General features: G+C 62.4%; 21 protein-coding genes and 1 pseudogene. 8 read left to right on the top strand and 14 right to left on the bottom strand.

The genetic code is table 11. The annotated features are described in order from the left end of the window. Positions 1-3: 3 nt before the first annotated feature. The 8 genes from NKJ37_RS06690 to NKJ37_RS06655 form a co-directional block, all read right to left on the bottom strand. Positions 4-852: a carbohydrate ABC transporter permease gene (locus NKJ37_RS06690; RefSeq protein ID WP_027036797.1), complete on the bottom strand. Its 849-nt coding sequence runs from the start codon at positions 850-852 to the stop codon at positions 4-6. Continuing rightward, positions 852-1,775, bottom strand: a complete 924-nt coding sequence (locus NKJ37_RS06685; protein WP_128303391.1) for a carbohydrate ABC transporter permease — start codon at positions 1,773-1,775, stop codon at positions 852-854. Before NKJ37_RS06685 ends, NKJ37_RS06690 begins: the two co-directional genes overlap by 1 nt. A gap of 213 nt (positions 1,776-1,988) precedes the next feature. Then, positions 1,989-3,266 carry an ABC transporter substrate-binding protein gene (locus tag NKJ37_RS06680; RefSeq protein ID WP_127296148.1) on the bottom strand — a complete coding sequence of 426 codons (1,278 nt, stop codon included), beginning with the start codon at positions 3,264-3,266 and terminating at the stop codon, positions 1,989-1,991. Positions 3,267-3,295: 29 nt separating this feature from the next. Then, complete coding sequence (locus tag NKJ37_RS06675) at positions 3,296-4,483, bottom strand: PLP-dependent transferase (RefSeq protein WP_128303390.1); 1,188 nt, start codon at positions 4,481-4,483, stop codon at positions 3,296-3,298. Continuing rightward, the gene (locus tag NKJ37_RS06670; protein ID WP_128303389.1) at positions 4,480-5,214 is read right to left on the bottom strand and encodes a FadR/GntR family transcriptional regulator; all 735 of its coding nucleotides are present in this window, start codon (positions 5,212-5,214) and stop codon (positions 4,480-4,482) included. Before NKJ37_RS06670 ends, NKJ37_RS06675 begins: the two co-directional genes overlap by 4 nt. 139 nt (positions 5,215-5,353) lie before the next feature. Then, positions 5,354-6,826 carry an FAD-dependent monooxygenase gene (locus NKJ37_RS06665; protein WP_352773301.1) on the bottom strand — a complete coding sequence of 491 codons (1,473 nt, stop codon included), beginning with the start codon at positions 6,824-6,826 and terminating at the stop codon, positions 5,354-5,356. 522 nt (positions 6,827-7,348) lie between these two features. Further along, positions 7,349-8,722 carry a PleD family two-component system response regulator gene (locus NKJ37_RS06660; RefSeq protein WP_128303387.1) on the bottom strand — a complete coding sequence of 458 codons (1,374 nt, stop codon included), beginning with the start codon at positions 8,720-8,722 and terminating at the stop codon, positions 7,349-7,351. Between the two features lie 33 nt (positions 8,723-8,755). Then, on the bottom strand, positions 8,756-9,127 hold the full coding sequence (locus tag NKJ37_RS06655) for a response regulator (protein WP_013531932.1): 372 nt from the start codon (positions 9,125-9,127) through the stop codon (positions 8,756-8,758). Between the two features lie 225 nt (positions 9,128-9,352). Between NKJ37_RS06655 and NKJ37_RS06650 the strand changes: the two genes are divergently transcribed. Continuing rightward, positions 9,353-9,652 (top strand): DUF3572 domain-containing protein, encoded by a 300-nt coding sequence (locus tag NKJ37_RS06650; protein WP_127296144.1) that lies wholly within the window; start codon positions 9,353-9,355, stop codon positions 9,650-9,652. Further along, positions 9,649-10,302, top strand: a complete 654-nt coding sequence (locus NKJ37_RS06645) for a hypothetical protein (protein ID WP_023810532.1) — start codon at positions 9,649-9,651, stop codon at positions 10,300-10,302. Before NKJ37_RS06650 ends, NKJ37_RS06645 begins: the two co-directional genes overlap by 4 nt. Before the next feature lie 17 nt (positions 10,303-10,319). Here NKJ37_RS06645 and NKJ37_RS06640 read toward each other — a convergent pair whose 3' ends face one another. Continuing rightward, positions 10,320-11,843: a hypothetical protein gene (locus NKJ37_RS06640; protein ID WP_352440264.1), complete on the bottom strand. Its 1,524-nt coding sequence runs from the start codon at positions 11,841-11,843 to the stop codon at positions 10,320-10,322. Between the two features lie 107 nt (positions 11,844-11,950). Continuing rightward, positions 11,951-12,526 carry a GNAT family N-acetyltransferase gene (locus tag NKJ37_RS06635; protein WP_023810530.1) on the bottom strand — a complete coding sequence of 192 codons (576 nt, stop codon included), beginning with the start codon at positions 12,524-12,526 and terminating at the stop codon, positions 11,951-11,953. Positions 12,527-12,591: 65 nt separating this feature from the next. Between NKJ37_RS06635 and NKJ37_RS06630 the strand changes: the two genes are divergently transcribed. After that, positions 12,592-13,920 carry a DNA polymerase IV gene (locus NKJ37_RS06630; RefSeq protein ID WP_352440263.1) on the top strand — a complete coding sequence of 443 codons (1,329 nt, stop codon included), beginning with the start codon at positions 12,592-12,594 and terminating at the stop codon, positions 13,918-13,920. Here NKJ37_RS06630 and NKJ37_RS06625 read toward each other — a convergent pair. Next, positions 13,917-14,397, bottom strand: a pseudogene (locus NKJ37_RS06625) (hypothetical protein). The gene NKJ37_RS06630 and the pseudogene NKJ37_RS06625 sit on opposite strands and share 4 nt — an antisense overlap. 197 nt (positions 14,398-14,594) lie before the next feature. Here NKJ37_RS06625 and NKJ37_RS06620 point away from each other — a divergent pair. Then, complete coding sequence (locus tag NKJ37_RS06620; protein WP_352773296.1) at positions 14,595-15,473, top strand: DMT family transporter; 879 nt, start codon at positions 14,595-14,597, stop codon at positions 15,471-15,473. Between the two features lie 12 nt (positions 15,474-15,485). Here the strand turns inward: NKJ37_RS06620 and NKJ37_RS06615 are convergent, their stop codons facing one another. From NKJ37_RS06615 to NKJ37_RS06605, 3 genes are all read right to left on the bottom strand, one after another. After that, the gene (locus NKJ37_RS06615) at positions 15,486-16,289 is read right to left on the bottom strand and encodes a potassium channel family protein (protein WP_352440260.1); all 804 of its coding nucleotides are present in this window, start codon (positions 16,287-16,289) and stop codon (positions 15,486-15,488) included. A 67-nt stretch (positions 16,290-16,356) separates the two neighbouring features. Beyond that, positions 16,357-19,884, bottom strand: coding sequence for a DNA polymerase III subunit alpha (dnaE, locus tag NKJ37_RS06610; protein WP_352773293.1), 3,528 nt, complete (start codon positions 19,882-19,884; stop codon positions 16,357-16,359). Positions 19,885-19,991: 107 nt separating this feature from the next. Beyond that, on the bottom strand, positions 19,992-22,004 hold the full coding sequence (locus NKJ37_RS06605; protein ID WP_352773290.1) for an acetyl-CoA carboxylase biotin carboxylase subunit: 2,013 nt from the start codon (positions 22,002-22,004) through the stop codon (positions 19,992-19,994). A 198-nt stretch (positions 22,005-22,202) separates the two neighbouring features. Between NKJ37_RS06605 and NKJ37_RS06600 the strand changes: the two genes are divergently transcribed. The 4 genes from NKJ37_RS06600 (at position 22,203) to NKJ37_RS06585 (ending at position 25,545) form a co-directional block, all read left to right on the top strand. Continuing rightward, positions 22,203-23,330, top strand: coding sequence for an S-(hydroxymethyl)glutathione dehydrogenase/class III alcohol dehydrogenase (locus NKJ37_RS06600; protein WP_127270241.1), 1,128 nt, complete (start codon positions 22,203-22,205; stop codon positions 23,328-23,330). Between the two features lie 67 nt (positions 23,331-23,397). Continuing rightward, positions 23,398-23,868, top strand: coding sequence for a YaiI/YqxD family protein (locus tag NKJ37_RS06595; protein ID WP_352773287.1), 471 nt, complete (start codon positions 23,398-23,400; stop codon positions 23,866-23,868). 23 nt (positions 23,869-23,891) lie between these two features. Beyond that, a complete protein-coding gene (locus NKJ37_RS06590) occupies positions 23,892-24,569 on the top strand; it encodes a DUF1345 domain-containing protein (protein WP_352773284.1) in 678 nt (225 codons plus the stop codon). Between the two features lie 97 nt (positions 24,570-24,666). Continuing rightward, positions 24,667-25,545 carry a cytochrome b/b6 domain-containing protein gene (locus NKJ37_RS06585; RefSeq protein ID WP_352773281.1) on the top strand — a complete coding sequence of 293 codons (879 nt, stop codon included), beginning with the start codon at positions 24,667-24,669 and terminating at the stop codon, positions 25,543-25,545.

Below are 25,545 nucleotides of genomic sequence, written 5' to 3'. Positions count from 1 at the left end.
GATCTATCCTTTGACGGCGCCGGCGGTCAGGCCGGTGACGAGATAGCGTTGCAGGAAGGCGAAGAAGATGCAGACCGGGATCAGCGCCAAGATGGACGCCGCCATCATCTGTCCCCAATCGACGGCGAACTTGCCGATGAAGGTGAGCAGGCCGACGGCAAAGGTCTTCTGATCGTCGCTGGAAATCAGCATCAGCGCGAACAAAAGCTCGCTCCAGGCTGCAGTGAAGACGAAGCCGAGGGTGGCGCCCATGCCCGGCAGCGTCAGCGGCACGATCACCTTGCGCATCGCCTGCGCGCGGGTGCAGCCGTCGATCATCGCGGCCTCTTCCAGATCCTTCGGGATGCCGTCGAAGAACGACTGCATCAGGAAGGTGGCAAAGGCCGTGTTGAAGGCGGTGTAGATGATGATCAGCCCGGTCAGGCTGTTGATCAGGCCGATCTGACCCATCACGCGGTAGATCGGCGGAATGACCATCACCAGCGGAAAGGTCTGGGTCAAAAGCAACATCAGCGCCAGTGCCGCCTTGCCGCGAAAGGTGAAGCGCGACATTGCATAGCCGGCGAGCGTGGCGATGATTGTCACCAGTGCCGCCGTCGATACCGAGACGATGACGCTGTTGAGGAAATAACGCGGAAAATCGGTGGCCTCGAGCACGGTGACGAAATTCTGCAGCGTCATGTGCGACGGCCAGAAGGTGATGCCTTCGGAATAGAGAAGCCGCTCCGGCGTGACCGAGATTTTTAGCGTCCAGTAGATCGGGAACAGGGCAAAGAGCACGTAGGCCGCGATTGCCGCGTAGAGGCCGATGCCGCCGAAGAAGCGCTGCGAGGTTGAGCGTCCTGCGATCATCAGACGTGCCTCACCAGGGTGCGACGGATGCCGATCAGCGCGATCGCATAAGCAATGAGCAGGACCAGCAGCAGCACGGCCACCGCCGAGGCATAGCCCTTGTCCAGCGACTTGAAGGCGCTGACATAGATGTAGACCGGCACCGTGTTGGTCGAGCCGGCGGGTCCGCCCTCGGTCATGACGAAGATCAGGTCGGCGAAGGTGGCGATCCAGATGGTGCGCAACATCACGGTGATGGCGATGGTCGGCGCCAGGAACGGCAGCGTCACCTTGGTGAAGCGCTGCCAGGGCGAGGCTCCATCGATAGCCGCTGCCTCATGCAGTTCCGACGGAATGGATTTCAGTGCCGCCAAGAGCGTGATGGCGAAAAACGGAATGCCGAACCAGATATTGGCGACGATCGGCCCCCACATGGCGGTTGAGGGATCGGACAGCACATTGGTCGGCTCGGCTTTCAGCCCCAACGCAAACAGCCAGTGCGGCAATGGGCCGATGATGGGATTGAACAGCCAGGCCCAGGTCAGGCCCGACAAGAAGGACGGCACCGCCCAGGGCAGGAAGACCAGCGCCTGCACCGCCTTACGGCCGCGAAACGGCTTGTCGAGCAGCAGCGCCAGGCCAAGGCCGAGGAAGAACTGGAAGAACAGGCTGGCGACCGTCCACCACAACGTGTTGACCAGCGCCTGCCCCAGCACCTGATCCGACAGCATCGCCTGATACTGGCCGAGCCCGACATATTCGGACTTGAATGCGGAGAATTTGCGGAAGGAGTAGCTGATGCCCACGACCAGCGGCACCAAGAGCACCACGATCAGCAGGATGATCGCCGGGCTGAGATAGAGCCATGGCTCGATTGCGGCATGGGATAGCCGCTTGCGACGCGGCTTGCCGGCGGATCGTATTTCGGACACGGCGTAGGTCATTGGGTGTGGATCTAGCTCCCTGGAGCGGCGTCGGGGACAGCGTCCTTCTCCCCGTCGCTATACGGGGAGAAGATGCCGGTCCACCCTCCGCAGCTGCTGCGGAGGACGGGCAGGCAGATGAGGGGCAGCGCGAACCTATCGAGGCGTGGCGCCGCCCCTCATCCGTCACTTCGTGACACCTTCTCCCCGTGAACGGGGAGAAGGGAAGAAAAACTACTTCTTGTTCTTCGCCAGCCAATCCTGCTGTTCCTTGGTCAGGAAGGCAGCCCACTGGTCGGCGACGTCCTTGGCCGTCTTCTGGCCAAGCAGCACTTCCTGAAAATTCTTGATCGCCACCTGGTCGACGAAATTGCCGAGGTTCTCCAGATGCGTCGGCGGCGTCACCATTTCATATTTTGAGCTGTCGCTGAGCTCCGTGAACCAGCCCTTGAACTGCTCGGTCTTGAAATGGGGATCCTGGTCGGCGCCGTTGTGGATCGGGACGACGCCGACTTCCTTGGCCCATTCCAGATTGTCCTTCGGCGACAGAAGCGTCGCCATCAGCTTCCAGGCGTCGTCCTTGTGCTGCGAATTGGCAAACATCGCCCAGCCGGCATAACCCAGCGTCGGATAGGACTTGCCGCTCGGCCCGACCGGCAGTGGCGCCACCGCGAAGTCGTCGGCGCTCATCTTGTCGGCGATGCCGAGCAGCGCGTCCGGATCCTGGTTGAGCATGGCGCAGGTGCCGGAATAGAAGCCGGTGACCGTTTCGTTGAAACCCCAACTCACCGCATCCTTCGGCGCCAGTCCGTCCTTGTACATGTCGGCCAGCATCTGCAGGCCCTTGACCGAGCCTTCTTCGTTGATCGTCGAAGTGCCATCCTCGTTGAAGTAGCCGCCCTTGCCGGCGGCGATGTTCATGAACATGTGCATGCCGTTGAAAGCGCCCGGCCCGCCGCGCAGGCAGTAGCCATATTTGCCCGGCAACGCAGAGATTTTCTTGGCGTCGGCGATGAAATCATCGAGCGTCGCCGGCGGACCATCGAGGCCGGCTTCCTTGAACAGTTTCTTGTTCCAGAACAGCGCGTTCACATAGTAGCCGTAAGGGATCATGAACTGGGTGTTGTTGACGGTCGAGCCGAACTGCTTGGCGCGGTCGCCCAGCGTTTTGGCGTCGTCCCATTTGGCCATATAGGGGCCAAGATCCTCGAGTTGGGCGTTGTTGGCATAGAGGCCCATCCAGCGTTCCGGCATTTCGACGATGTCGGGCGTATCGCCGGCCTGCACCATGGTCAGGAATTTCTCGAAGGCCTGGCCCCAGGGCAGCGAGATCAGCTCGACCTTGATGCCCGGATTGGCTGTTTCGAACTCGGCGATCTGCTTTTTCAGGAACTCGGTGCGTGGCGGGCTGGTGATGACTTCGACCATTTTCAGGGTCGAATCGGCCACGGCATTTCCGGCGGAAATCGCCAGTCCCGCAACGGTGGCAAGCATGACGGTCAGTTTTTTCATGTTCAAGACTCCCATTTTGAACCCGCTTGTTATTTTCTGGCTTTTTCGAAGGCTTGGGCGACATCCGCCCACAGGTCTTCGACACTCTCCAATCCGACATTGAAGCGGATGGTTCGGGGGCTGACGCCGAAGCGCGCCATCGAATTCAGGCCAGGCGTCTGCTCCAGCGACGCCTTGGCCGGCACGACCAGGCTTTCATGCCCGCCCCAGCTGACGCCGATGCGGAAATATTTCATCGCATCGACGAAGACGGGGATGTCGATCTCGTCCGTCACCTCGAAGGAGAACAGACCGGCATAGCCGGCCAGTGTCGCCTTGCCCGGATGGTTCGAATAGACAGGATGGTTGACGCGCTCGACATTGGCATGCGCCTTCAGCCGTTCGGCGATGGTCAGGCCGCTCTTCATGTGGTGCGGCAGGCGCAGCGGCAGCGTGCGCAAGCCGCGCAGCAACAGCCAGGCTTCGAATGGCGACAGCTTGCCGCCGAGATAGGAATAGGTCTGCTCGTTGATGTGCTTGATATGAGCGGCCGAACCCGCGACGACGCCAGCGACGGTGTCGCTGTGGCCGCCAAGGTATTTCGAGGCCGAATGCAGCACCAGGTCGACGCCATGCGCGATCGGCTTCTGGAACACCGGCGTCGCCCAGGAATTGTCGATGGTGGAGACGATGCCCTGTTCCTTGGCCAGCCGTGTCAGATGCGCGATGTCCTGCAGCTCGAACATCATCGAGGTCGGGCTTTCCAGGTAGAGCAGCTTGGCGCCGGGAAGTGCCGCCGCGACCGCATCCGGGTCGGAGCCGTCGACATAGTCGACCTTGATGTTGAGCCGAGGCAACAGCCGCTCGAACAGCCGGTAGGCATCGCCATAGCAATTGCGCACCGCCACGATGCGCTCGCCTGCCCCAACGAACGCAAGCACCGTGGCGCTGATCGCCGCCATGCCGCTGGAAAAGCCGCGCGCGGCTTCTGCGCCCTCAAGCGCTGCCACGCGCGCCTCGAACTCCATCACCGTCGGATTGTCGCCACGCGAATAGATCGGCTGCTTTCGTTTGCCGGCAAAGGTATCGGCCATCTCGGCATAATTGGCGAAGGTGAACAGCGAGGTCTGGTAGATCGGCGGCACCACCGCGCCGCCAGGGAACGGTTCGTCATGCGCCAAGAGTGTCGCGGCCTCGGCAAGATAGTCGTGATCGAAACCTGATGGATGCTCGTTCATGTCTGGCTCGAAAGTTGGAGTTTGGCCGCACCGCGCTTGAGATCGTCTTCGACGGTGGCGATCAGCTTGAGCGCCTCGGCGCGTGCGCCTTGCGGGTCGCGCGCGGCGATGCGTTCGTAGATGGTGCGGTGATAGGGAAAGCTGGCGTGGCCGAAGTCGCGCACGCCGAGCGGATGCTCCCAGAAGCGGTGGAACAACTCGTACATGGCGGCGATGATCTGCTCGAACAGCGGATTACCCGAGGCCCGGTAGATCGCCTGGTGGAACTCCCAATCCTCTTCCGACGACATGCCGTCGCGTGTGCGGAACGCCTGCTCCATGATGTCGAGCTTGCGTGCGATTTCGGCGATATCTGCCTGGCTGGCGCGTTCGGCGCAAAGAGCTGCGGCCTCCGCCTCCAGTGCGCGGCGGATCTCCATCGTCTGCATCAGGCTGGTGAAATCATTGCCGCCCGCCAGCGTCAGCGGCATGTGCAGCATATCGTGTGAAACAGCCGCCTTGAGATAGGTGCCGCTGCCCTGGCGCCTCTCGACGAGGCCGAGCCCTTCCCAGCGCGTCAGCGCCTCGCGCACGGTGTTGCGGCTGACCTTCAGCCGCTCGGCCAGAATGCGTTCGGTTGGAAGTCTCTCACCCGGCTGCAGGGCTTCGGCGCGAACAAATCCCACCAACGCCTTCAACACGGCGTCGTCGCGCGCCGTGGTCTGAATGGGTGGCAGGCTGTTCTGGTCCACATTTCCTCCAAGTGGTCCAATGGTCCAACCAATTTCTGCACAGAAGGAAGCTCCTGTCAACCAACTGTCAGGAGCCCTGTCGGAGGGAGCGACGCAATACTTTCAAGGCGGTCGCGCGATCGCGCTTCGATCGTATCTGCTAATCTGAGGCAGCAGGCGACCCGAACCAGGTGGTCAGCGCGTCCACCAGCCCCTGTTGGGTTCCCGCCCCGGCCCAAGCCACATAACCATCGGGCCGGATCAAGACGGCGCCGGGCGCGGCGACCCTCCCGAGCACCGGGAGGTCCCAGATACCGGCGTAACCGGCGTCGATCTGCCGGACCCGATCAGCCCAGGGCGCGAGATCCAGCCTGCCGGGCTCACCGAAGTTGAGCAGCACGGGCCGCGCGTCGTGCAGCAAGGTGAAGACCCGCAACGGCCCGCCGGCGGTGGTCAGATCGAGATCGGGCATTCGCCGCCCAAGCAGTGGATGCCCCTCGCCAAGATCGTAATGGACACCCAAACCAGACATCTCCGCGGCGATTTTCTTGCGGGCTTCATCCATGCCGAGCAACTCGGCAACAGTGTCGGCCAAGGCCTTGCTGCGGTCATCCGTGCGGCGAAGCGCGACCTGCGCCATCGTATTGCGCAACACGCGGGCGGCAACCGGATGACGCTCGGCGTGATAGCTGTCGAGCAGGCTTTCCGGCGATATCCCCTTGATGACTTGGGCCAGCTTCCATCCAAGGTTCACCGCATCCTGCACGCCGATATTGAGGCCCTGCTCACCCATCGGCGGATGGATGTGCGCGGCATCACCCGCCAGCAGCACGCGCCTGTCGCGATATGCGGCAGCCTGGCGCGTCATGTCGGTGAAGCGGGAGAGCCAGGTCGGGCTGTGGACCCCGAAGTCGGTGCCGTAGATGGCAGTCAGCGCCTCGCTGAGCTCGCGCAGGGTCGGGTCGCCGCGCGCCTCCAGGCATGGCTCCGTCAGCACGACGCCAACCTTCTTGCCGCCCTCGATCTTGCCCAGGGCATGAATTCCGGAGGCGTTGCTGCGGAAGCCCCATGCCGGTTCTTCCGACATTTCGACCTCGGCAATCATCCAGCTCATCGTCGGATCCCATCCGGCGAACTCGATACCGGTCGCCTTGCGAATGGTGCTGCGGCCTCCGTCGCAGCCGACCAGATATGCGGCCCTCAGGCGGTGACCGGTGGACAGTTCGACGTCGACGCCGCTGTCGTCCTGCGTAAACCTCGTAACCTCGTGTCCGCGATAGATCGGTACCTTCAACTCGCCGACCCAGTCGGCCAGGATGTGCTCGATGTGGTTTTGCCGCAGTGCCAGCAGATAATTGTGCCGGGTTCGGAAGTCGCTGATGTCCAGGCGGATCATGTGAAAACCCACGGCCGGGCTCACTTGGCCCTCCGAGAGGAACCGATCCGCAATTCCGCGCTGGTCGAGCACCTCAAGGGTGCGCGCATGCAGGCCGCCCGCGCGCAGGCCGGCAAGCTTCTGATCCGGCCGCCTTTCGACAATGGCAACGTCGACGCCTGCCAACGCCAGTTCGCCCGCCAGCATCAATCCCGTCGGACCACCCCCGGCGATCACAACCGCATGATCTGAAATCATTATCGTAACTCCCGTTTTCCGCACCCTGGCTTGGGTCGCGGTTTTACGGGAGGAGCCGGGTCTTGCCGCAAGCCTCTTGCGCGCCATATGTATGAAATGGAAGGGGTGCTCTTCCCCTCATCGTTGGCTGCCCTCACAGCGAAACTGTGTAGGAACGGCTAAAACGGGTATTCCGATTTCACGTGCAAAAACGCAGATTCCTCCGTGCTTTGGCACGGAGTTCTAATGTTCTTTTGGAGAAAAGGGGGCCGGTCGGCGTTTGGCAGCGGTACGAGGAGGCCACTATGTGCCAGCGCCGGCCGGCCGACCCCACGGACCCAGGAGATGCGGCGGACCTGAGCATCATGGGGTATTCCCAGGATCGGAGCCGGCTTTCTATCCTCGTGCCGGCTTCGTCTAGGCCTGCACAGTTGCGCAAGAGTTTATGAAAATCAACAGTTTCTTAACCAAGGCTCGCGAATCGCTTGGATTAAGGTAAACGGGTAACCCTGTCAGGTTGACAGGATAATCGGGGCTGGATCGCTACGCCGCCTTGGCGACGACGCGATTTCGGCCGCCGCTTTTGGCTTCGTAGAGCGCGAGATCGGCACGCTTCATCAGCGCCGCGACCGTGTCCACCCCCTTCAGCACCGACGACACGCCGACGCTGACCGTGACTTCGATCGCCTTGCCGTCCTGCCCGATGGCGAAAGCCGCCTGGGCGATTTCGGCGCGAATGCGCTCGGCTACCTTCTCGGCCACCGCGCCCTCGGTGTCCGGCATCACCACGACGAACTCCTCCCCGCCAAAACGGCAGGCAAGGTCGATACCCCTGACATTCTTGCGCAGCCGTCGTGCGAATTCCCGCAGAACCTCGTCGCCCCCGTCATGACCGTGCGCGTCGTTGATCGCCTTGAAGCGGTCGAGGTCGGTGATCATCACCGACAGCGGCCGGCGCCGCGCCACCGCGCGATCGAACAGCGTCTGCAGATGGCTGTCTAGATAGCGGCGGTTGTGCAGCCCCGTCAGGCCGTCGGTCACCGCCATTTCGATGGTCTGGGTGACGCTGGCGCGCAGCTGGTCGTTGTAGCGCTTGCGGCGCACCTGGGTGCGCAGCCGCGCCGTCAACTCCTGCTGGTCGATCGGCCGCATCAGATAATCATTGATGCCGAGTTCGAGGCCGCGGATGATGCGTTCCTCCTCGCCCTCCTCCGCCAGCAGGATGATCGGCACGAAACGGGTGCGATCGAGCGAGCGCAACTGCGAACAGAGCCTCAGCGGATCGAAATCGGCGAACGCGGTCGAGATCATCACGCATTCATAGGACGTCTCGGCGGCCTGGAAGAAACCGGCATGCGGATCGCTGGAGATATCGAGATCGGCGCGGTCGCGCAGCATCTTCTGAATGCGCTCGACGGATGATTTGCGTTCGTCGATCAAAAGCACTTTGGGCGTCGTGTCCTCGGATGCGAAATTGCGGCTGAGCAACTCCTCGATGCCGATGTTGCGCGTCGTCGAGGCGCGCAGCCGCAACTCGTCGGTCAGCGACTTCAGGCGAACCAGGCTCTTGACTCGCGTCATCAGTTGCAGATCGTTGACCGGCTTGGTCAGGAAGTCGTCGGCGCCGGCCTCGAGCCCGCGGACGCGGTCGGAAACCTGGTCGAGCGCGGTGATCATCACCACCGGAATGTGCGATGTCGCCGGATCGCTCTTCAGCCGCCGACAGACCTCGAAGCCGTCCATGTCCGGCATCATCACGTCGAGCAGCACGACATCGACCTTGCCGTTCTCGCAGGTCTCGATCGCATCCGGCCCGTTGGTGGCGGTCAGCACTTCGAAATATTCGGCCAGCAGCCGGACTTCCAGCAGCCGCACATTGGCAGGGATGTCGTCGACGACGAGGATCCGCGCAGTCATTTCACAAGGCTCCGGCTCGGCTGAAAGGGCACATCACGCATCGCCCAGATAGGATTTGATGGTTTCGATGAAACGCGGCACCGAGATCGGCTTCGAAATATAAGCCTCGCAGCCGCCCTGGCGGATACGTTCCTCGTCACCCTTCATGGCGAAGGCGGTCACCGCAATGACCGGGATGACGTGCAGCTCGTCGTCTTCCTTCAGCCATTTGGTCACTTCAAGCCCCGACACTTCAGGCAATTGGATATCCATCAGGATCAGATCCGGCCGGTGCTGGCGCGCCAGATCGAGCGCTTCCAGACCGTTGCGGGTGCGCACGGTCTCGTAACCGCTTGCCTCGATGAGGTCCCGAAAGAGCTTCATATTGAGCTCATTGTCCTCGACGATCATAACCTTCTTCGGCATCGATTTCCCGTCCCGGCTGCCCTTCCGCTTCGAAGGCGACCGTCATGCGCCCATGTCTGAACGCACCAAACCCTGCTTCACTTTACGGCAATATGATTGACGAAACGGAAATCCACCGTGCGAAAAGCTGTTTGGATTCCACCTCGGGCGCCGCTCTAACCGCTTGCCGCCAGCAACTCTTGCCATTATTGCGGGAGAGACTCATTCCACGCACCGAAGGTAGTGATGGCAAACGCAGCGTCAATGCGTGAAGAAGCGGAATCGATTGCCGTGAAGGCCCTGGGCTTCGTCGCCTCCGATCCGGAGCTGCTGCCGCGCTTTCTGGCGATCACCGGCATAGAGGCGCATTCAATCCGCAAAGCCGCCAGCGAACCGGGATTCATGGCCGGTGTGCTGCAGTTCATTCTTGCCCACGAGCCGACGCTGATGCGCTTTGCCGAGGAAACCGGCACGCCGCCGGCTGCTGTCGGCAAGGCGCTGCGGTCGCTGCCGCTGGGCGACGACAACCACGAGCATTCCATATGAGCGATGATCCGGAAACCGCGCGCCAGATTGAAGAACTGGTAGCCGACGACCGACCCTTGCTTGTCCTCGATGTCGACGATGTCGTGCTCGAATTCATCCGGCCGTTTCCGAATTTCCTCAAGGCGCGCGGCTATGGCCTGACGCTGGCCTCGTTTCGGCTGACCGGCAACATAGCAGAGACCGCTAGCGGCCGCCTGATCGAACAGCCCGAAGTCACGGCACTGCTGGCCGATTTCTTTGACGCGCAAGCCGATTGGCAAAACATTACTGACGGCGCTGCAGAAGCCCTGGCAGGGTTTGGCGACCGCGCGGAAATCATCTTGCTGACGGCCATGCCGCACAAGCACCGTGCCGTGCGTCGCGTCCATCTCGACGCGCTTGGGCTGAGCTACCCGCTTCTGACCACTGAAATGGCCAAAGGACCGGCAGTGGCCAAGCTTCGCGGCAGGGCCGGCCGACCGGTGGTTTTCGTCGACGATCAGCCGCACAATCTGGCGTCGGTACGGGAATCGGTCGCCGACGCCGAACTGTTCCACCTGATGGCCGACAATTCGCTGCGCGCATTCCTGCCGCCGGTGACGGACGATGTGGTCGTCGTCCAGGACTGGCACGAGGCAGCGCCCAAGATCGCAAGCGCGCTGGGGCTCTGAACTCCAGCTTCAGGGGTTCAGTTCGCACCTGCGCCGCCGCTGTCGTCTCCGCTGTCATCGGCGCCGTCACCATCATCCACGCTGTCGTCCACGGCCGGATCGGCGGGCTTCAGCATGACGCCATTGACGGTGACCGAGCCATCGGCCTTGGCATTGACGATCCATTCCAGCCGGCCATCGGGCAGCGTCTTGCCAAAGCCCTTCGCCATGAGAGCGACTGGCACGTATTGGCCAACCTCCGGTTCCGACTTTGCCGCTTCCTGCAGGCCTTCGACAAGCTTGTCGAAGCCGGCGACATCGACGGTTACGCTTCCTTCGGGCTTTTCGCCTAGGAATGTCATCTCGCCTTCCAGCGCGATCTCCGTGTCCTTGTTCTTCACGGTGCTGTGGCCAAGCACGACCTTCGGCATTTTGGCCATGAAGTCGACTTTAAGCTGCTCGCCGAATTCGGCCGACAGCGGTGGATTCTTATTGAGATCAAAGGCTTCGATCGCCTTCTTCGCCATGCTGTCGAGATCGATATTGGCGCCGCCAAAGTTCAAATCGACATCGGTGGGCAACAACCCCACGCTCCAGCTCGGCAGAAGCTGGGTCGGCACGGTCAGCCCCGATGCCTTGATGCCGTACGTGATCGTGCCGTTCTGGGCGACGCCATCGGTGCCGAACACGGTGCTGAGCTGGGTGGCGCCGAAATTGCCGACCGGGCTTTCCACCGCAAAATCCTTGAAACCGTAGGTCCCGTCGATACGCTGCCAAAGCGGCAAGGCGGCGAGCAGAAGCGATTTGAGCTGCGCCTGGTTGTCCTTCAGCGTCGCCTCGTCCTCGTTGGCCACCGCAAATGCCAGGAGATCGAGCAATGGCTTGGTCCGCACGCCCTTGCCGCTGGCTTCGACCGACAGTTCAGGCGACCTGACGGTGACCGGGAATTTCAGCCCGCTCTCGGGGTCATCGAAATTGATCGCTTCGACAAAACTCGACACCTTCTGCGAGGTTGTGAAATCGACGCCCCCGGTCGCCGACTTGGTCGCGGCAACGGTCGCGATGCCGGCGCCCGTGCTGGCTTCCATGTGCTGCTTGGCATCCTTCGATGCCATCGTCATGCCGGCCATCGAGCTGGTGCCGCTGGTGAAGGCCGCCAGATTTGGATCGTAGACGCCCGAGCCCTTGCCGTCCTTGATCGAAAACTGAGTGCTTTGCAGCCCCTCGGGTCCGTTGAACTCGAAGGAGGCGGTTTGGGAGAAATCCATGGAGACATCCCAGGACCCGTCGCTGCGCGGCTTGACCATCAAGGCATAGGGCGCGAAGTCGAACTTCAGCAGTTTCTGGTCCGGAAATGATGCGGCAAGTGCCTTGAAATCGAACACGATCTTGTAGGCGCCACCTTCGAGCGAAACCTTCAAAATGCCTTTGTCGATGGCCTGCTTGCCGACATAGCGGGACAAGTCGTCGGACAATTGCTTCGCACCCTGACTGTCGGCGGTCTGGCTGAAAGCAGGGGCACTCAACGCAAGAAGGAACACGAATGGCAGGGCACGGTTCACGCGAATTCTCCGTTTGACCTAGAAGAAAGACTTTGTCCGTCTGGTATGAAATTACCGCTGCAACCGCAAGGTGAGATCGACAACGGCACCCGGGCAGACCATCTCGATCAAAGCACCAGCCGCATCAGCGGGCGACCGGCCTTGCGTTCCACCAGCCGCTCGAAACCCGCCTTCTCGAAGACCCGTGACGAACCGACGAACAGGCCGATCGAGCGCGAATCGCGAGACAGGTCCATCGGGCACGCCTCGAGCAGCCGGGCCCCATTCTGGCGGGCGAAACCTATGCCGCCTTCGACGAGGCGATGCGTGATGCCCCTGCCGCGCGCCTTGGCGCGGATGAAGAAGCAGGAGATCGCCCAAACGGCCGCATCCCCCGCGTCGGCAGGATCGACCGGTGCCGACCCCCTGCCCTGATTGTTCCATTCGGGCACGTCGGCGCGCGGTCCGATCTGCATCCAGCCAACCGCCTGGCCATCCTCGAATGCCAGCAGTCCGGGCGGCGGGCCGGCTTCGATACGCGCCTTGATGTGGTCCTTGTTGCGTTCCCGGCTGCTCTCGCGGCGCATCGCCGGCGCCAGCCGGAAATGCGTGCACCAGCAGCCGTAGCAGGCGCCTTGCTTGCCGAAGAGGTCCTCGAATTCAGCCCAAAGCTCGGGCGCAAGCGGCGCTATGGTCGTGCTCATGCGTTCTCCCCAGGCCAGCCTTGTCGCTGGCCTTGCACTGTCGTACCATTGCTTCTGTTCTCTTTATGTTCGCAGCGATGGCGGCCCCTGTCAACAATCCCGATCACGGTTTTTGCCGCGACTGCCTGATGTTTCAGCGCAGCCCGACGCGCCGCTGCGAGCGCTGCGGCAGCCCCCGGCTTGTGCGTCATCCCGAGCTTTACCGGCTGCATCTGGCCCATATCGATTGCGACGCCTTCTATGCGGCGATCGAAAAGCGCGACAATCCGGCGCTCAAGGACAAGCCGCTGATCATCGGCGGCGGCAAGCGCGGCGTCGTCTCCACCGCCTGTTACATCGCCCGCATCCAGGGCGTCCGCTCGGCCATGCCGATGTTCAAGGCGCTCGAAGCCTGCCCGGAGGCGGTCGTCATCAGCCCCAACATGGAAAAATACGTGCGCGTCGGCCGCGAAGTGCGCGCCATGATGCAAGCGCTGACACCGCTGGTCGAGCCGCTGTCGATCGACGAGGCGTTTCTCGACCTCGCCGGCACCGAACGACTGCACGGCCTGCCGCCTGCTGTGGTGCTGGCGCGCTTCGCGCAGGCCGTCGAGAAGGAGATCGGCATCACCGTTTCGGCCGGCCTGTCCTATTGCAAGTTCCTTGCCAAGATTGCGTCTGATTTTCGCAAGCCGCGCGGTTTCTCGGTCATCGGCGAGGCCGAGGCAGTCGGCTTCCTGGCGGCGCAGCCGGTGACCATGATCTGGGGTGTCGGAAAGGCATTCAACGCCGCCCTGGAGCGTGACGGCATCCGCACTATCGGCCAGTTGCAGCAGATGGATCGCGGCGACCTGATGCGCCGCTACGGCACGATGGGCGACCGGCTCTACCACCTTTCGCGCGGCGAGGACCTCCGCCGCGTCGATCCCGATCAGGACGCCAAAAGCGTATCGGCCGAAACCACCTTCGATACCGACATCGCTTCGCTGGAGGAACTGGTCGCGGTTCTCAGGGGTCTTTCGGAAAAGGTCTCGGCACGGCTGAAAAAGTCAGGCATTGCCGGGCGCACTGTGGTGCTGAAACTGAAGAGCCAGGATTTCAAGCTGCGCACGCGCAATCGCCAGCTCGGCGATCCGACCCGGCTCGCCGACCGCATCTTTCAGACCGGGGTGGAGCTTCTGCGCAAGGAAACCGACGGCACGAAATATCGGCTGCTAGGCATCGGCGTCAGCGACCTTTCGGACGACGACAAGGCCGACCCGCCCGATCTGGTCGACATCCAATCGCGCAAGCGCGCCATGGCCGAAGGCGCCATCGATGCCCTGCGCGACAAGTTCGGCCGCAAGGCGGTGGAAACCGGCTACACATTCGGCAAGGGCCGCGACGCCCATCCGCCGGAGCCGCTTGAGGATTAGGTGCGTTGCAGATCAATCCTGCTCGTCACCACGCTCTTGCCGGTTTTCGGGTCGGTGTCGATGACGGTCAGCGACCTTCATCTGCGCCCTTCGGTCGCCATTGACCTCCTTGGCCCAGCGAATGCCCAGGTTGATCGCGTTGCCCGAACGGCTGCCGTTGAGCTGTGCCGGTCCCGTGCGAGAGCCGACATAGGTGCCGCTGTATTTGGCGCCGCTGGCCTTCAGATCCGCGCTGATGGCACGCGTGACCACGACAAGCCCCCGGCAATTGCCGTCGAGCGACAGGGAGGTCGATGTCGCGTTCGAGCTGAACGTGCAGGACACGTTCACGGTCGGCGCATCGGTGGTGACCTTGACGATACCCCTGCCGGCGAAATTGCCCTTGAACGACTGGAGAAATTGCGTCTCGTCGGCATGTGCCGCCCCTGCCGCAACCAGTAAACCGCCGGCAAGCGCGAATTGCGCGAAGGATCTCATCGAAGCTCTCCCTGTCGATCTTCTAAAAGGCGGGACGGTCCGCCAGCACGGCTGACCATCGGGATTCAACGCCACTTGCCGTTTCAGGTTCCGCCCGCCACATGACTGTTTTACAACATCCAGGCAGTCGCGACTGGCCCAGAAGAATGCCTTGCGTAGCGATTGCGGCAGAAGTCCTGGCCTGCGACATAGCGCGAATGGCACCCACACCCTCGATCCCCAAGGCCGCGTTCTGGATGGCGCTGTCGATCGCTTCCTTCCTTGGGATGACGGTCGCCGGCCGAGCCACGACAGCGGAGCTCAACGTCTTCCAGGTGCTGGAGTTGCGCTCTGTGATCGGCTTCTTCATCCTTCTGCCGCTGGTGATGACGAGTGGCGGCTTTCAAGCCATGCGCACGCGGCGCCCCATTGCCCACGTCGCCCGCAACGTCATCCACTACACGGGCCAGGCGGCCTGGCTCTACGCCCTCACTTTGATCCCGCTGGCCGTGCTGATCTCGATCGAATTCACCACGCCGATCTGGACAGCTATCCTGGCGGTGATTTTTCTTGGCGAAAGGCTCAACCGGCCCAAGCTGGCAGCGATCGGGCTGGGGCTGATCGGCGTGGTGATCATCGTGCGCCCCGGTGTCGGCTCGATCGATCCTGGACATCTCGTCGTGCTGGGTGCCGCGGCCTGCTTCGGCATCTCGGTGGTCACGATCAAATCGCTGACCCGGACGGACAGCGTCGTGCGCATCATCTGCTGGATGCTGATTATCCAGTCGATGGTCGGTCTCATCCCGGCGCTCTATACGTGGCGCAACCCGCCACTGGAGCTGTGGCCATGGATCGTGCTGATCGCCTTCACCGGCATGTCGTCGCATTTCTGCATGGCCCGTGCGCTTAATGCCGACGCGACCATCGTCTCGCCGATGGATTTCCTGCGCGTGCCGCTATCGGCGCTGATTGGCTGGCTGCTCTATAGCGAGCAGATCGACGCCTTCACCGCCGGTGGCGCGCTGCTGATCCTGATGGGCAATCTGCTCAATCTTCAGCGCAGGCCAATGAAGCCGGCCGAAGTGGCGGCGTCGTAGTCCCGCCGGCCGTCAGTTCCCTTCGTCGGGTATGTTGAGGAGATGGCCGCAGGCTTTGCAATGCACGGCGTCCGGCTCGTGCCGCCGCAAGCCGCACTGCGGACAGGGAAACAAAACCTTGGCTGGCCGGAAGATCGCCTGAGCCAGTCTGACAAACAGCGATATGCCGATGATCATGGTGACGATTGCCGTCAGCTTGCCGGCCATGCCCGGCAGCACGATGTCGCCGAAGCCGGTCGTCGTCACCGTGGCGACGGTGAAATAAAGCGCGTCGATATAGTTCTCCAGGCCGGCGCCAGTGCGGAAGAAGAACGTGTAGACGAAGCCGGTGATGACAAACAGGAAGGTCAAGAGGTTGATGACCGCGTGGCTGGCCTCGCGCCACGGCCGCAGGCCGCGCATCTCCAGATGCCGCCAGAGCGAACCGCTGCGCGACAGCGACCACAGCCGCAGGATGCGCAGGAAGGCGAGATTGGCGAACGCCGTCGGCATCAGCAGCGTCAAAAGGATGAAGACATCGACCCACGACGTCGGCTGCTTCATCAGCCGCAGCATGTTTTTGGAGGCAAGCAGCCGGGCGACCAGGTCCGCGGCGACAAGCGCGGCCGCCGAATAGTCGAGCCAGAGGAATGACGGCTTGTCCTGAAGAACCGGCGTCGCGATGAAGAAGGCGATGATGGCGAGGTCGATGACGACGGCCACCAGTTGGAACCGGAAAGCGGCCGGCGTGCGCCCATGATAGAGCCTGCGCAGCCTGTCACGCAGCCGCGCCAAGGTTGAAACCGTCTGCGACCCGTTCCTCTGTGCCGGCTTCATGCTGACTGCGCTGGCGTTCGCGGCAGCGACCGCCCGGCTGATTGCCGCGCGCGAGAAAGAGCGGGGGTCACACCAACTCCACTTCGACCACGCCCGGCACCGCGCGCATCGCCGAGGCGATCTGCGGCGAAATCCGGTAGCGGTTCGGCAGCTCGATCTCGATTTCCCCCTCGCCCTCTTCCTTGATCAGCACGAAGCTGACCTGGCCTTCGCCCCTGACGGTCAGTTGGCCGGCCAGCGTGTTGATCGGCGAGGCGTTGCGCACGAAAATGCGAAGTGCCTTCTGGATACGGCTTGCCTCGTCCTCCAGCGACTGCACTGAGTTGATGCGCAGATTGACGCCTTCCGGCCTGTCCTCGGCGGCAACGGTGATGACCACGGAGCGGCCGGCCTCGAGCAGATCGCGATATTGCGCCAGTCCTTCGGAAAACAGCACGGCTTCGTACTGGCCTGACGTATCGGAGAAGGCGATGACGCCCATCTTGTTGCCGGTGCGCGTCTTGCGCTCCTGCTTGGATGTCACCGTGCCGGCAAGACGGCCGGCGGCGGCGCCGCGCTTGACGGCCGCCGAAAACTCGGCCCACGTCTGCACCCGCATCTTCTGCAGGGCCGCCTTGTACTCGTCGAGCGGGTGCGCCGAGAGATAGAAGCCGACCACCTGGAATTCACGGTGCAGCCGGTCGGCGGCGAGCCATGGCTCTGTCGCCGGCAGATTGAGCGCCTGCGACTGGGCGCCGATGGAGGCGCCGAAAATGTCATGCTGGCCGGAAACGGCGTTCTGCTGCGCCAGCGAAGCCAGCCCCATCATGCGTTCCACCCCCGCCATCATCGACGCGCGATCGTGGCCGAAGCAGTCGAGCGCGCCGGCCATGATTAGGCTTTCGAAGACGCGCTTGCCGACGATCTTGGGATCTACCCGCTCGCAGAAATCGGCGAGGTTCTTGAACGGCTTTTCGCCACGCTGGGCAACGATGTGCTCGACCGCCGCGTCGCCGACGCCTTTGAGCGCAGCCAACGAATAGTAGATGCGGTTCTCACCGACCTCGAAGGGACGGAAGCTCGATATCACCGACGGCGCCAGAACCTCGATGCCGAGGCGCAGCGCGTCCTGGCGGAAATCGGCGAGCTTGTCGGTGTTGCCCATGTCGAGCGTCATCGACGCCGCCAGGAACTCGACCGGATAATGCGCCTTGAGATAGGCGGTCTGGTACGAGACGACCGCGTAGGCGGCGGCGTGCGATTTGTTGAAACCATAGTCGGCGAACTTGGCCAGCAGGTCGAAAATGAAGTCGGCTTGCGGCTTGCCAACGCCACGCTCGACCGCGCCGGAGACGAAGCGCTCGCGCTGCTTGTCCATCTCGGCGCGGATCTTCTTGCCCATCGCGCGGCGCAGCAGATCGGCTTCGCCGAGCGAATAGCCGGACAGCTCCTGCGCGATCTGCATCACCTGTTCCTGATAGACGATGACGCCTTGCGTCTCTTTCACCAGATGGTCGATCTTGGGATGGATCGACGCCATCTCCTCCTCGCCATGCTTGCGGGCGTTGTAGGTCGGGATGTTCTCCATCGGCCCCGGTCGGTAGAGCGCGACCAGGGCGATGATGTCCTCGATGCAGTCGGGCCGCATGCCGATCAGCGCCTTGCGCATGCCGGCACTTTCCACCTGGAACACGCCGACCACTTCACCGCGCGACAGCATGGCGTAGGTCTCGGGATCGTCGAGCGGGATCGTCGCCAGGTCGATCTCGATGCCGCGCCGGCGGATCAGCTTCACCGCCGTCTCCAGAACGGTCAGCGTCTTCAGGCCGAGGAAGTCGAACTTCACCAGTCCGGCCTGCTCGACATATTTCATGTTGAACTGGGTGACCGGCATGTCCGAGCGCGGATCGCGGTACATCGGCACCAGTTCCGACAGCGGCCGGTCGCCGATGACGATGCCGGCAGCATGGGTCGAGGCGTGGCGATAGAGGCCTTCCAGCTTCTGCGCCATGTCGAGCAGCGTCTGGACGATCGGCTCCCTCTCGGCCTCTTCGGCAAAGCGCGGCTCGTTGGCGATGGCGTCGGCGAGCTTGACCGGATTGGCCGGGTTCTGCGGCACCATCTTGGACAGCTTGTCGACCTGGCCATAGGGCATCTGCAGGACGCGGCCAACGTCGCGCAGCACGGCGCGAGCCTGCAGCGTACCGAAGGTGATGATCTGGCCGACCTGGTCGCGACCGTATTTCTGCTGGACGTAGCGGATGACCTCCTCACGTCGATCCTGGCAGAAGTCGATGTCGAAGTCGGGCATCGACACGCGATCGGGATTGAGGAAGCGCTCGAACAGAAGCGAGAAGCGCAGCGGATCGATGTCGGTGATGGTCGTCGAATAGGCGACCAGCGAGCCTGCGCCCGAACCGCGGCCCGGCCCGACCGGAATGCCCTGAGCCTTCGCCCATTTGATGAAGTCGGCAACGATCAGGAAGTAGCCGGGAAACTTCATCTTGGTGATGATGCCAAGCTCGAAGTTCAACCGCTCGCGGTATTGCTCGACCGTATAGCCGGCGGTTGGGCCATGCATGGCGAGGCGCGCGTCGAGCCCCTCATGCGCCTGGCGGGCCAGTTCGTCGGCTTCCGCCTGCACCGCGGCGTCATTGTCGGCGACATCGCCGCCGGTGAAGCGCGGCAGGATCGGATTGCGATTCCTGGGATAGTAGGAGCAGCGCAGCGCGATCTCGACAGTGTTGTCGATCGCCTCCGGCAGATCGGCAAAGAGCCGCGCCATATCGGCCTGGCTGCGCAGGAAATTGTCCGGCGACAGCCGGCGACGATTGTCGGCGGCGACGACCGATCCCTCGGCGATGGCGATCAGCGCGTCATGTGCGTCATAGTCGTCACGAGAGGAAAAGAACGCCTCGTTGGTGGCGACCAGGGGCAGTTCATGGGCATACGCCAGATCGATCGAGGATTTTTCGATCACGCGGTCATAACCGGAAACCCGGTCCAACTCGACATAGAGCCGGTCGCCGAACATCTCCTTGAGGGTCAAAAGCCGGGCTTCGGCCAGGTCGCGGCGATCTTCCTTGAGCGCGGTGCCGATCGGTCCGCGCGGCCCACCGCTGAGGCAGATCAATCCGTCACAATAGCCGTCCATCATTTCGGTGGTCAGGTGCACGGCTTCGCCCGGCGGCGTTTCGAGGTAGACGCGGCTAACCAGCCTGACCAGATTGGAATAGCCGGCTTCGGTCGCGGCGAGCAGGACCACCGGCCGCATATCCGGGCCCTGCCGCCTGCGGTCGCGCTGGCCATCGCTGTTTTCGCCGGAAAAGGCGAGCGCCGTCTGACAGCCGATGATCGGCTGGATGCCGTCCTTCACCGCCTTCTGCGCGAATTCCAGTGCGCCGAACAGATTGTTGGTGTCGGTGACGGCGATGGCCGGGGCTTCGTCCTTGACCGCGTGAGCCACCACCTTGCCGATCTGCAAGGCGCCTTCCAGCAGCGAATAGGCCGAATGCACGCGCAGATGGACGAAGGGCCGCGCCGGGGCCTCCGGCCGCGCCGCAGCAATCGCTGCTTCGCGCTTCAGGGGATCGCGGGGAAGTTTTTCGTCGGCCATGGTGCTGTGTGAAGGTCCTTGAGTCGATGGAGATGTATTGTCCGGGACCGCGCGATGCCAGTCCAGCACAAACCGCTGCTGATCACAGGCTGCCTGCCCGGCCAGCCTTACGCAAACTCCATGATCACCGCATCCACGGCCAAGCTGTCGCCTGGCTTGGCGTTGAGTTTGGAGACGACAAGGTCGCGTTCAGCACGCAGCACGTTTTCCATCTTCATCGCTTCGACCACCGCCAAGGTCTCGCCGGCCTTGACCTCCTGGCCTTCGGCAACGGCAATCGACACGACAAGGCCAGGCATCGGGCAAAGCAGCAGGTTCGACGTGTCCGGCGCCACCTTTTCGGGCATCAGCCTTTCCAGCTCGGCGGTGCGCGGCAGCATGGCGCCCGCGGTCACCGACATGCCTTTCCAGGCTATGCGAAAGCCGTTGGCAACCGGCCTGACCTGAGCCGTAACCTTGCGCTTGCCGACCGTGCCGCGCCAGACCAGGTCGCCCGGCCGCCAGTCTGATGCCACCGTCAACGCCCTGCCGCCATCGATCGACAGATCGATTTCCATCGGAATGGAAATCATGCCCTCGATGATCGACGCCGACAGATAGTCATCGCCGATCTTTACCACCCAGTCGCGCTTCAGAGCTCCCGAATGCGGCGCCAACCGCCCGCCCAGCCGGTCGAGCCGGTCACGGCGCAGCAGTTCCACCGCGGTCGCGATCGACGCCAGCACGGCCTTCTCATCGTCGTTCGGTACGACCGGCGCGAAGCCGTCGGGATATTCCTCCGATATGAAAGCGGTCGATATCCGCCCTTCCCGCCAACGCGGATGCTGCATCAAGGCGGCCAGGAACGGAATGTTGTGCTCGATACCGTCGACGACGAAGCTGTCGAGCGCTTCCGACATGGCATCGATGGCCTCCAGACGCGTCGGCGCCCAGGTGCACAGCTTGGCGAGCATCGGATCGTAGAACATCGAGATTTCGGAGCCTTCGGTGACGCCGGTGTCGTTGCGGATGACGACATCGCCGAATTGTCCTTCCTCAGGCGGCCGGTAGCGCGTCAGTCGGCCGATCGAAGGCAGGAAGTTGCGGTAAGGGTCTTCGGCATAGAGCCGGCTTTCCACCGCCCAGCCGTTCAGCTTGATGTCGCTTTGCTTCAGGCCAAGCTCTTCGCCGGCGGCGACGCGGATCATCTGCTCGACCAGATCGATGCCGGTGACGAGCTCCGTCACCGGATGCTCGACCTGCAATCGTGTATTCATTTCAAGGAAATAGAAGTTCTTGTCCTTGTCGACGATGAATTCGACCGTGCCGGCGCTCTGGTAATCGACGGCCTTGGCCAGCGCCACCGACTGCTCGCCCATGGCCTTGCGTGTCGCGGCGTCCAGGAATGGCGATGGCGCCTCTTCGGCGACCTTCTGATTGCGTCGCTGGATCGAGCATTCGCGCTCGCCGAGATAGAGCGCGTTGCCATGCGCGTCGGCCAGCACCTGGATTTCGATGTGGCGCGGATCGACGATGAATTTCTCGATGAAGAGACGATCGTCGCCGAACGAGCTCTTGGCTTCCGAGCGCGCGCGGTCGAAGCCGTCGCGCACTTCGGCCTCGCTCCAGGCGATGCGCATGCCCTTGCCGCCGCCGCCGGCCGAAGCCTTGATCATCACGGGATAGCCGATTTCGCCGGCGATCTTTTCGGCATGGTCGGCATTCTCGATGACGCCGAGCCAGCCGGGCACGGTGGAAACCTTGGCGGCGTTGGCAAACTTCTTCGATTCGATCTTGTCGCCCATCGCCTTGATGGCTTTGGGCTTCGGGCCGATGAAAATGATGCCTTCCGCTTCCAGCGCTTCGCAGAAGGCCGCCCGCTCGGACAGGAACCCGTAGCCGGGATGCACGGCCTGAGCCCCTGTTTCCTTGCAGGCGGCGATGATCTTTTCCGGGACGAGATAGCTCAGCGCGGCTGGCGAAGGCCCGATATGCACCGCCTCGTCGGCCATCTCGACATGCATGGCATCGCGATCGGCATCGGAATAGACGGCAACCGTGGCAATGCCCATCTTGCGCGCCGTCTTGATTACGCGGCAGGCAATTTCGCCGCGATTGGCGATCAGGATCTTGGTGAACATGCGAAATGTCATCCCTCGGGTCGGCCGTTCCTTTTATGGCCTGTGCTTGCAGGGTCAAGCCGACCATGCAATTCACTGCCTTTCAATCGACTTGCGATTCCAATTCATCGCTGTGGCCCAGTCGGGGAGCGAGCTGCCAGTTGATCGTGTCGGCAAAACCTGAAACCTTGAAAAAAAATCCGCATTGGAGGACGCCTGATGAAAACCCGCGCCGCTGTCGCTGTCGCCGCCGGAAAGCCGCTGGAGATCATGGAGGTCGATCTCGACGGCCCACGCGAGGGCGAGGTGCTGGTCGAGATCAAGGCGACCGGCATCTGCCACACCGACGAATTCACGCTGTCTGGCGCCGATCCGGAAGGCCTGTTTCCAGCCATCCTCGGCCATGAGGGCGCCGGCGTCGTCGTCGATATCGGCAAGGGCGTCACCTCGCTCAAGAAGGGCGACCACGTCATCCCGCTCTATACGCCCGAATGTCGCCAGTGCCATTCTTGCCTGTCGCGAAAGACCAATCTGTGCACGGCCATCCGCGCCACGCAGGGCCAGGGGCTGATGCCGGACGGTTCATCGCGCTTCTCGATCGGCAAGGACAAGATCTTTCACTATATGGGCTGCTCGACTTTCTCCAACTTCACCGTGCTGCCCGAGATCGCGCTGGCCAAGGTCAACCCCGACGCGCCCTTCGACAAGATCTGCTACATCGGCTGCGGCGTCACCACCGGCATCGGTGCTGTGATCAACACCGCCAAGGTCGAGATCGGCGCCACCGCGGTCGTCTTCGGTCTCGGCGGCATCGGCCTCAATGTCATCCAGGGCCTGAAACTTGCCGGCGCCGACATGATCATCGGCGTCGATTTGAACAACGACAAGAAGGAGTGGGGCGAGCGGTTCGGCATGACGCATTTCGTCAATCCGAAGGAGATCGACGGCGATGTCGTGCCCCACCTCGTCAACATGACCAAGCGTGGCGCCGACCAGATCGGCGGCGCCGACTACACATTCGACTGCACCGGCAGCACCAAGGTGATGCGTCAGGCGCTGGAAGCCTCGCATCGCGGCTGGGGCAAGTCGGTCGTCATCGGCGTTGCCGGTGCCGGCCAGGAGATTTCGACAAGGCCGTTCCAACTGGTCACCGGCCGCACCTGGATGGGAACCGCCTTCGGCGGCGCGCGCGGCCGCACCGATGTGCCCAAGATCGTCGACTGGTACATGGACGGCAAGATCCAGATCGACCCGATGATCACCCACACGCTGAAGCTCGAGGACATCAACAAGGGTTTCGATCTCATGCATGAGGGCAAATCGATAAGAAGCGTCGTGGTTTACTGAGGAAGATCACAGGCCGTCACCAACAGGCCGCGACCTCTGTGGTTCACAATGGGAGGAGAAAAGAAACATGAGCGAACTCCCCGCCATTCTCGTCGATGCAGACGCCTGCCCGGTCAAGGCCGAGGTCGAAAAAGTGGCCGACCGGCATGGCGTCGTTGTCACCTTCGTCTCCAATGGCGGCCTGCGGCCATCGCGCGATCCGATGGTCCGCAATGTCGTGGTCTCCAAGGGCGCTGATGCCGCCGACGACTGGATCGTCGACAATGCACGCACCAACGACATTGTGATCACCGCCGACATTCCGCTGGCCGCCCGCGCGGTGGCGCTCGGCGCCCATGTGCTTGGGCCGACCGGACGCCCCTTCACGCCGGAAACGATCGGCATGGCGGTGGCGATGCGCGACCTGAAGCAGCATCTGCGCGAGACAGGCGAAAGCAAGGGCTACAATGCCAGCTTTGCCCCGCAGGACCGGTCGCGGTTTCTTGGCGAGCTCGACCGCATCTTGCGGCGGGCCGTGAAATCGGCCACACCGGATTAATGCTATCCAGGGCTGGAACCACCATGGCCGCCGAAGCTCCGATAGACAAACCCATGCAGCGCCACATGCTGTTCGCTGTGTCGGCCTGCGTTGGCGTCTTCGCGCTTCTCGTGGCGTTGCTGCTGCACGCCCCGCTTGCCTATTCGATCGGCGCCAACGCGTTCTTTGCCGCTTATGTAATTCTCGTCGTCGCCCAGATGCCGAAGTTCACCGGCAGGTATCTGAGCAGGAATGCGCGTGCCACAGACCAGCCGGTGCTGGTCATCTTCGCCGTGACGCTTGTTGTCGTCGGCGTCGCCGTTATCTCGTTGTTCCTGCTGATCAATCAGAAGGACAGAAGCCATCCCATCGAGCTCATCTTCGCGCTGCTGTCGATCCCGCTCGGCTGGTTCACCATTCATGCCATGGCGGCGCTCCATTATGCCCATGTCTATTGGATGGACGGCGATGCGGTGGATGCCGAGACCAGGAAGAAAATCCCGGTCGGCGGACTGCTGTTTCCGGGTGACAAACGGCCGGAGGGCTGGGATTTCCTGTACTTCTCGACGGTGATCGGCATGACCGCACAGACTGCCGATACCAACATCTCGACAACGCATATGCGTCGTGTCGTGCTTGTCCATTCCATCCTGTCGTTTTTCTTCAACACGGTCATCGTCGCCGCTGCCGTCAATCTCGCCGTCAGCCTGGGCGGTCCGTAATAAATCCGTGATCGGATGAAACATCGGTTTGGATCGCGACGTATCAGGAGGACAATGAACGCGCAGGCCATGCCGCGAGGCCGGGAGACGAAAGACGATGGAATCCGTTGCCAGAAGCCAATCCGCCGCCGATCCAGGCGCTTCTGCGTCGAACGACAAAACGCTGATCTACCGGCAGTCTCGCTGGACGCGGCTGACGCATTGGCTCTGGGCCATCTCCTTGTTCTTCATGCTGCTGTCAGGCCTGCAGATCTTCAATGCCCGTCCGCAGCTCTATATCGGCAAAGAATCGGGCTTTGACTACAACAACACCATCTTCGCCATCGGCGCTGAGAATTCCGACGCGGGTCCGCGCGGCTACACGGAAATCTTCGGCAAGCGCTTCGACACGACTGGCGTGCTCGGCTGGTCGGGTCCGGCCGGCCAGGAGACATCCCGCGCCTTTCCATCCTGGGCGACCATCCCGTCCTACTATGATCTCGGCACCGCGCGCGTCATCCATTTCTTCTTTGCCTGGATACTGACCACGACGTTGATCGTCTGGTTTGTCGCCAGCATCGTGAACGGCCATCTGCGGCGCGATCTCGCGCCACGCCTCGACGATTTGAAGCGATTGCCGCAAGACATCGTCGACCATGCCAAGCTCAAATTCCACCACGCGCGCGAATACAACACGCTGCAGAAGATGGCCTATAGCGGCGTGCTGTTCGTGCTGTTGCCGCTGATGATCATCACCGGCCTGGCGATGTCGCCGAGCATGAATTCGGTGCTGCCGTTCCTCAACGATCTGCTCGGTGGCCGGCAGACGGCACGCACCATCCATTTCACCGTCATGGTGCTGCTGGTCGCCTTCTTCGTCGTCCATATCCTGATGATCCTGGCCGCCGGCCCGATCAACGAACTGCGCTCGATCATTACCGGCTGGTATCGGACAGATCCTCCCGCACAGGACGATACAGCCGAGAGGAGTGCCTGA

Source organism: Mesorhizobium sp. M0140 (genome assembly GCF_040322475.1).
GTDB lineage: Bacteria > Pseudomonadota > Alphaproteobacteria > Rhizobiales > Rhizobiaceae > Mesorhizobium.
This window is presented reverse-complemented; position numbering and strand designations above follow the sequence as displayed.

Bases quoted from the DNA above. Each gene is read 5' to 3' on its own strand.
- NKJ37_RS06690 (WP_027036797.1), bottom strand. From the start codon at position 852: ATGATCGCAGGACGCTCAACCTCGCAGCGCTTCTTCGGCGGCATCGGC.
- NKJ37_RS06685 (WP_128303391.1), bottom strand. From the start codon at position 1,775: ATGACCTACGCCGTGTCCGAAATACGATCCGCCGGCAAGCCGCGTCGC.
- NKJ37_RS06680 (WP_127296148.1), bottom strand. From the start codon at position 3,266: ATGAAAAAACTGACCGTCATGCTTGCCACCGTTGCGGGACTGGCGATT.
- NKJ37_RS06675 (WP_128303390.1), bottom strand. From the start codon at position 4,483: ATGAACGAGCATCCATCAGGTTTCGATCACGACTATCTTGCCGAGGCC.
- NKJ37_RS06665 (WP_352773301.1), bottom strand. From the start codon at position 6,826: ATGATTTCAGATCATGCGGTTGTGATCGCCGGGGGTGGTCCGACGGGA.
- NKJ37_RS06660 (WP_128303387.1), bottom strand. From the start codon at position 8,722: ATGACTGCGCGGATCCTCGTCGTCGACGACATCCCTGCCAATGTGCGG.
- NKJ37_RS06655 (WP_013531932.1), bottom strand. From the start codon at position 9,127: ATGCCGAAGAAGGTTATGATCGTCGAGGACAATGAGCTCAATATGAAG.
- NKJ37_RS06650 (WP_127296144.1), top strand. From the start codon at position 9,353: ATGGCAAACGCAGCGTCAATGCGTGAAGAAGCGGAATCGATTGCCGTG.
- NKJ37_RS06645 (WP_023810532.1), top strand. From the start codon at position 9,649: ATGAGCGATGATCCGGAAACCGCGCGCCAGATTGAAGAACTGGTAGCC.
- NKJ37_RS06635 (WP_023810530.1), bottom strand. From the start codon at position 12,526: ATGAGCACGACCATAGCGCCGCTTGCGCCCGAGCTTTGGGCTGAATTC.
- NKJ37_RS06630 (WP_352440263.1), top strand. From the start codon at position 12,592: ATGTTCGCAGCGATGGCGGCCCCTGTCAACAATCCCGATCACGGTTTT.
- NKJ37_RS06620 (WP_352773296.1), top strand. From the start codon at position 14,595: ATGGCACCCACACCCTCGATCCCCAAGGCCGCGTTCTGGATGGCGCTG.
- NKJ37_RS06615 (WP_352440260.1), bottom strand. From the start codon at position 16,289: ATGAAGCCGGCACAGAGGAACGGGTCGCAGACGGTTTCAACCTTGGCG.
- dnaE (WP_352773293.1), bottom strand. From the start codon at position 19,884: ATGGCCGACGAAAAACTTCCCCGCGATCCCCTGAAGCGCGAAGCAGCG.
- NKJ37_RS06605 (WP_352773290.1), bottom strand. From the start codon at position 22,004: ATGTTCACCAAGATCCTGATCGCCAATCGCGGCGAAATTGCCTGCCGC.
- NKJ37_RS06600 (WP_127270241.1), top strand. From the start codon at position 22,203: ATGAAAACCCGCGCCGCTGTCGCTGTCGCCGCCGGAAAGCCGCTGGAG.
- NKJ37_RS06595 (WP_352773287.1), top strand. From the start codon at position 23,398: ATGAGCGAACTCCCCGCCATTCTCGTCGATGCAGACGCCTGCCCGGTC.
- NKJ37_RS06590 (WP_352773284.1), top strand. From the start codon at position 23,892: ATGGCCGCCGAAGCTCCGATAGACAAACCCATGCAGCGCCACATGCTG.
- NKJ37_RS06585 (WP_352773281.1), top strand. From the start codon at position 24,667: ATGGAATCCGTTGCCAGAAGCCAATCCGCCGCCGATCCAGGCGCTTCT.